Origin of the sequence: Asanoa sp. NPDC050611, assembly GCF_040654855.1 — a bacterium.
GTDB lineage: Bacteria > Actinomycetota > Actinomycetes > Mycobacteriales > Micromonosporaceae > Asanoa.
The window spans coordinates 1-4,614 of record NZ_JBFAIU010000471.1 but is presented as its reverse complement, the minus strand read 5'-3'; the positions used below and the strand labels follow the sequence as shown (position 1 = coordinate 4,614).

The following is a 4,614-nucleotide window of genomic DNA, read 5'->3' as shown; positions in this document are numbered from 1 at the left end:
GCCTGAGGCCCCCCGCGTCCTCGGCGCGGCGGCCGCCGTGCTGACCGGCCGCGCCGAAACCGAGCGGGCGACGGCCGCCCAGCTGGCGGCGACCGCGCGCGCCCGAGCGGCGGCGCGGGCGCGGATGGCCGAAGTCGCGGCCCCTGCTCCGGCGCTCACCCAGCGCCTCGGCGCGGCGCTCGACGCGGTCGCCCGGCGACTGGGCGCCTCGCCACCGCGGGCCCCGGCCCCGCCACCGCCGGGCGGCGACGAGCCGTTGCCCGGAATCGTCGGCGGTCGCCCCGGCCCGGGCATGCCACGCCGCGTGTTCTTCCCGCGCGGCAGCGTGGTGACCACCTGGACGGAGCCCGAGCGGCGACCGCGGGTGCCGTCCGACGCGATCGCCGCGACGCGCGCGCTCGTCGACGCCGAGCTGACCCGCCGCGCGGCCCGGCTCGACCGCTTCGAGGTCGCGGTGCTCGACGCCGCCCTGGCCGGCATGCCGGCGCCGATGCGGGAGCGCGCGGCCTCGAACCAGCTGGCCGGCTGGCCGCGCGGCGGCGTCCACGCCCTCCCGGCCGGGGCGCGGCTGCGCCTCTTCCTGCACTGGACGGAGCCCGACGAGGCCACGCGGGTCGACCTCGACCTGTCGTGCGCGTTCTTCGACGCCCGCTGGCGGCGGGTCGGCCACTGCGACTACACCCACCTGCGGTTCGCGGGCGACGCCGCGGTCCACTCCGGCGACCTGACCTCGGCGCCGGCCCCGCTCGGCGCCACGGAGTTCCTCGACCTCGACGTCGAGCGGCTGGTCGCCGCCGGTGCGCAGTACGCCGTGCCCGTCGTGCTCAGCTACAACGCCGTCCCGTTCGAGGCGCTCACCGACGCGTTCGCCGGCTTGATGCTGCCGCCGGCCGGCGGTGCGCACTTCGACGCCGCGGCCGTGGCGCAGCGCTTCGACCTGCGCGGCAATGCCCGCATGCTGCTGCCGATGGTCGTCGACCTGCCGGCCCGCCGGCTCCTGTGGACCGACCTCACCCTGTCGGGTCGCGGCTACGGCCACAGCGTGGGCCGCCACGGCGACCAGCTCGCCCGCGCGGCGGCCGACCAGTGGGAGCACTTCGTGGGCGGCCGGCGGACCACCCTGCTCGACCTGCTGGCGTGGCACGCGGCCGGTCGGGCCGACCGGATCCTGGTCGGCCACGCCGACGGGTCGTGGACGGAGGCGCCGGCCGACCTCGCCGCCATCCGCGCGGCGGCGGCGGTGCCCAGCGGCGGCGCCCGGCCCGACCTCGCGGGTCGCACCGTGCTGGCCGGGGCGTTGGACCCCGCGGCCCTCGACCGGCTGGTGCCGCACCCGGTCGCGCCGGGCTCGACCGCGCTGACCGTCACCGGCCTCGCGGGTGACCCCTGGACACCGCGGCGGGCCGGGGACCTGCTCGGTGCGCTCGGCGCCGACCCGCCACCCGGTCCGTGACGACTGTCCGTTGTGGAACGTCAGGCGCGTCGGTACGCGCGCAGGAACAGGCGGACGCCGCCGTCCGCCAGGCGGGCGATCTCGGCGTCGGCCAGGGGAACGGATCCGTACCACGAGTGGTTGTTGGCCCGGCCCGTGACGAGGAGGCCCAGGAACTCGGCGGCCTCCGTCGGGTCCGCGACGTCGAGCAGGCCGTCGGCCGCCAGCCCGGCTAGCCGGTCGGCAAGCAGGCCTTGGACCGACGGCTCGTCCGGCTCCAGCAGAGCCGGGAAGTGGGCCGCCTCCGCGATCGTCAGGCGCAGGACGGCGGCCCGGTCGGTCGAGCGGGAGATCGCGACCGCGAACTCGCGGCCGAAGGCCGTCAGGGCCGCCTCGATGTCGTCGACGCGGCCGAGCGTGCGGTCGAGGAGGTCCTCGAACGCCGCCGTCTGTGCCTGTCTGGTCTCCCGGATCGCGCGTAGGAACAGCCGCTCCTTGTCGCCGTAGTAGTCGTAGATCGTGCGCTTCGAGACGCCCGCGGCGGTGGCGATGGCGTCGACGCTCGCGCGGGCATAGCCGTCGCGGACGAACACCTCGAGCGCCGCCCGGACGATCGCGGCGCGCTTGGCCGGCGACCCGGACCGGAGCGATTCCTTCACGGATCGATCATACACGACACTACACTGCACGGTATAGTGTAGTCCGCATGCCCGACCGAATCGATCGCGCCGTCCTCAAGCTCAGCGCCGTCGTCGTCACCGGCACGATCGCCGCGATGCTCGACATGACCATGGTCACCGTCGCTCTCGCCCGCCTGACCAGGGATTTCTCCGCCGACATCGGCACGACGCAATGGGTCAACACCGCCTATCTGCTGGCCATCGTCATGGTCATCCCGCTCACCGGGCGCCTCGCCGAGCGGCACGGCGTGCGCACCATGTGGCTGTTCGCGCTCACCGTCTTCACGCTCGGCTCGGTCCTCTGCGGCACGGCGTGGTCGGTGGGCAGCCTGGTCGCGTTCCGGGTCGCACAGGGGATCGGCGGCGGGATGATCGTGCCGCTGAGCATCATGATCCTGGTCGAGGCCGCCGGCGCCGGGCGGCGCGGTCGGGTCATGGCCATCGCCGCCGTGCCCGCACAACTCGCCCCGATCGTCGGTCCGCTGCTCGGCGGGCTGATCGTGCAGACCCTCGGCTGGCGGTGGATCTTCTTCGTCAACGTCCCGGTCGGCCTGGTCGCCGTGCTCCTGGCGCGCCGCGGTGTCCCGGACAGCGGCCGGCGCGAGCCGCGCCCGATCGACCTGCGCGGCCTGGCCCTGCTGTCACCGGCCGTCGCGCTGCTGGTCTTCGGCCTGTCCCGCCCGGCCTGGCTCCCGCTGGCCGCCGGCGCCGTCCTGCTGGGGCTCTTCATCGGATACGCCCTGCGGACGCCCGACGCACCCGTGGTCGACGTGCGCCTGTTCGCCCACCGCGCGCTCGCCGCGGCGACGGCGCTCAACTTCCTGTCGCGACTGTCCATCTTCGGCGCGCTGCTGCTCGTCCCGCTCTACCTCCAGCAGGTCCGCGGCCTCGACGCGCTGCACGCCGGCCTGCTCGTCGCGCCGCAGAGCCTCGGCACGATGCTCGCCCTGCCGCTTGTGGGCCGCCTGACCGACCGCGTCGGCGCCCGGCCCGTCGTCCTGTCCGGCATCGCCGTCACCGTGCTCGGCGCGCTCGCGTTCACCCAGGTCGACGCCGGCACCTGGCTGCTGGCCGCGGCCCTGTTCGGCTGGGGCGTCGGAGTCGCGGCGGTCGCGGTCCCGGTCGCGGCCGCCGCCTACCAGGGCCTCCCGCCCGCCGCGATCCCGGCGGCCACCAGTGCGATCACGATGGTGCAGACCATCGGCGCCGCGGTCGGCGCCGCCGTGCTGACCGCGATCCTGGGCAACCGCACCGCGGTCCACCCGGGTGCGGCGGCCTTCGCGGACACCTTCTGGTGGGTGCTGCTGTTCACCGCGCTCGCACTGGTGCCGGCCCTGCTCCTCCCGCTGCGCCCGCCCGTCGAGGCGGCCGCACCCGTTCCCTCGCGGACCCGCTGACGTGCCGGCGGGTCGCGCGGCGACTCACTTGTCGAGCACGACCGCGATGTCCGTGACGGGAGCCTTGCCGGCGAAGGCGCCGAGCTGGTCGGCCCGGCCCGTCAGCAGGGAGATCTGGTAGAACCGCTGCCGGCCGTCGACGTTCAGCGTCGCGTACGCCGTGTTGGTGCGCGTCCGCCCGTCCCGCAGGTCGCTGTAGATGTCCAGGCCCGCCGCGGCGCCGGCGTCGACCAGCAGGCCACCGGTCGGCGCGAGCGCGCCCGCGTTGGCCGGCGACTGCACGACGACCTGGTCGGTCGTCGTGTTCAGGTCGAACAGCGTGGTCGCGGTCGTCGTGTCCAGGTCGTTGTTCGTGTACGCGGCCGCGGTCACGCCGGTCGCCGGCGCCGTCGCCGGCGGGACGGTGAGCGTGGTGTCGGTGGCCGTCGTGCCGGCGGCCGGCGCGCCCGCCGCGTCGTCGATGTTGTGGCGCAGGTTCTGCCCGGTGTCGCTGACGACCCGCAGCCGGTTCGCGGCCGGGTTGAAGTCGACGCCGAAGCGCGTGCCGTCGAGGGCGACGGTCAGCCGGGACACCTTGGTGGCGCGGACGCTCGACGTGCTCAGCGTGTAGACGCCGCCCTGGTTGCCGACGCCGTAGAGCTTGCCGTCCTGCACCCGGAAGTCGATCCCGACCAGCCGCGTGTCGCCCGAGAGCCCCTTGACCGCACCGATCCGGCGGGTGTCGCCGGGCCGGTCGGCCCGGAACGAGACGAGGTCGCCGCCCTTGGTGAGTCCGACGACGCGAGGTGCGTCCTGCCCGACGCTGTTGACCAGAACGGCGTCGGCCGGTCCACCGCCCGACAACGACGCGGCCGCGAACGCCCCGCCACCGACGGCGACGGCACCCGCGGCCGCGAGCACGCCGGCCATCCACTTCTTGCGCATCTGATCCTCCACTCAGGTCAGTCCGCCCCTCGTGGGCGGTACACACCTGATTCGGAGACGGGCGCGTGGCGGTTGGGTGCCGATATCCGACAGGGCGGCCCCGCCCCCCCCCAGGGAGGGGGGGGGGGGCGACAAGGGGGAGCCGCAGCGGGGCCCCGTGAGGGTGTCGCGGGCGGGGGGA

Annotated in this window: 4 protein-coding genes; 2 read left to right on the top strand and 2 right to left on the bottom strand. The window is 75.4% G+C overall.

Translation table 11 applies throughout. The features are described 5' to 3' along the window. Positions 1-1,453, top strand: a 1,453-nt coding sequence (locus AB0H87_RS38400; RefSeq protein WP_360157620.1) for a TerD family protein, incomplete at its 5' end; no start/stop codon positions are given. 20 nt (positions 1,454-1,473) lie between these two features. On the opposite strand, the gene AB0H87_RS38395 is transcribed toward AB0H87_RS38400, so the two are convergent. Then, entirely contained in the window at positions 1,474-2,091 is a 618-nt protein-coding gene (locus AB0H87_RS38395; RefSeq protein ID WP_360157617.1) for a TetR/AcrR family transcriptional regulator, read from the bottom strand. A gap of 47 nt (positions 2,092-2,138) precedes the next feature. Between AB0H87_RS38395 and AB0H87_RS38390 the strand changes: the two genes are divergently transcribed. After that, complete coding sequence (locus tag AB0H87_RS38390; protein ID WP_360157614.1) at positions 2,139-3,509, top strand: DHA2 family efflux MFS transporter permease subunit; 1,371 nt, start codon at positions 2,139-2,141, stop codon at positions 3,507-3,509. Positions 3,510-3,533: 24 nt separating this feature from the next. Here AB0H87_RS38390 and AB0H87_RS38385 read toward each other — a convergent pair whose 3' ends face one another. After that, a complete protein-coding gene (locus tag AB0H87_RS38385) occupies positions 3,534-4,433 on the bottom strand; it encodes a DUF4394 domain-containing protein (RefSeq protein WP_360157611.1) in 900 nt (299 codons plus the stop codon). Positions 4,434-4,614: the final 181 nt, after the last annotated feature.

Coding starts and splice junctions, on each gene's coding strand:
- AB0H87_RS38385 (WP_360157611.1), bottom strand. CDS start 4,433: ATGCGCAAGAAGTGGATGGCCGGCGTGCTCGCGGCCGCGGGTGCCGTC.
- AB0H87_RS38390 (WP_360157614.1), top strand. CDS start 2,139: ATGCCCGACCGAATCGATCGCGCCGTCCTCAAGCTCAGCGCCGTCGTC.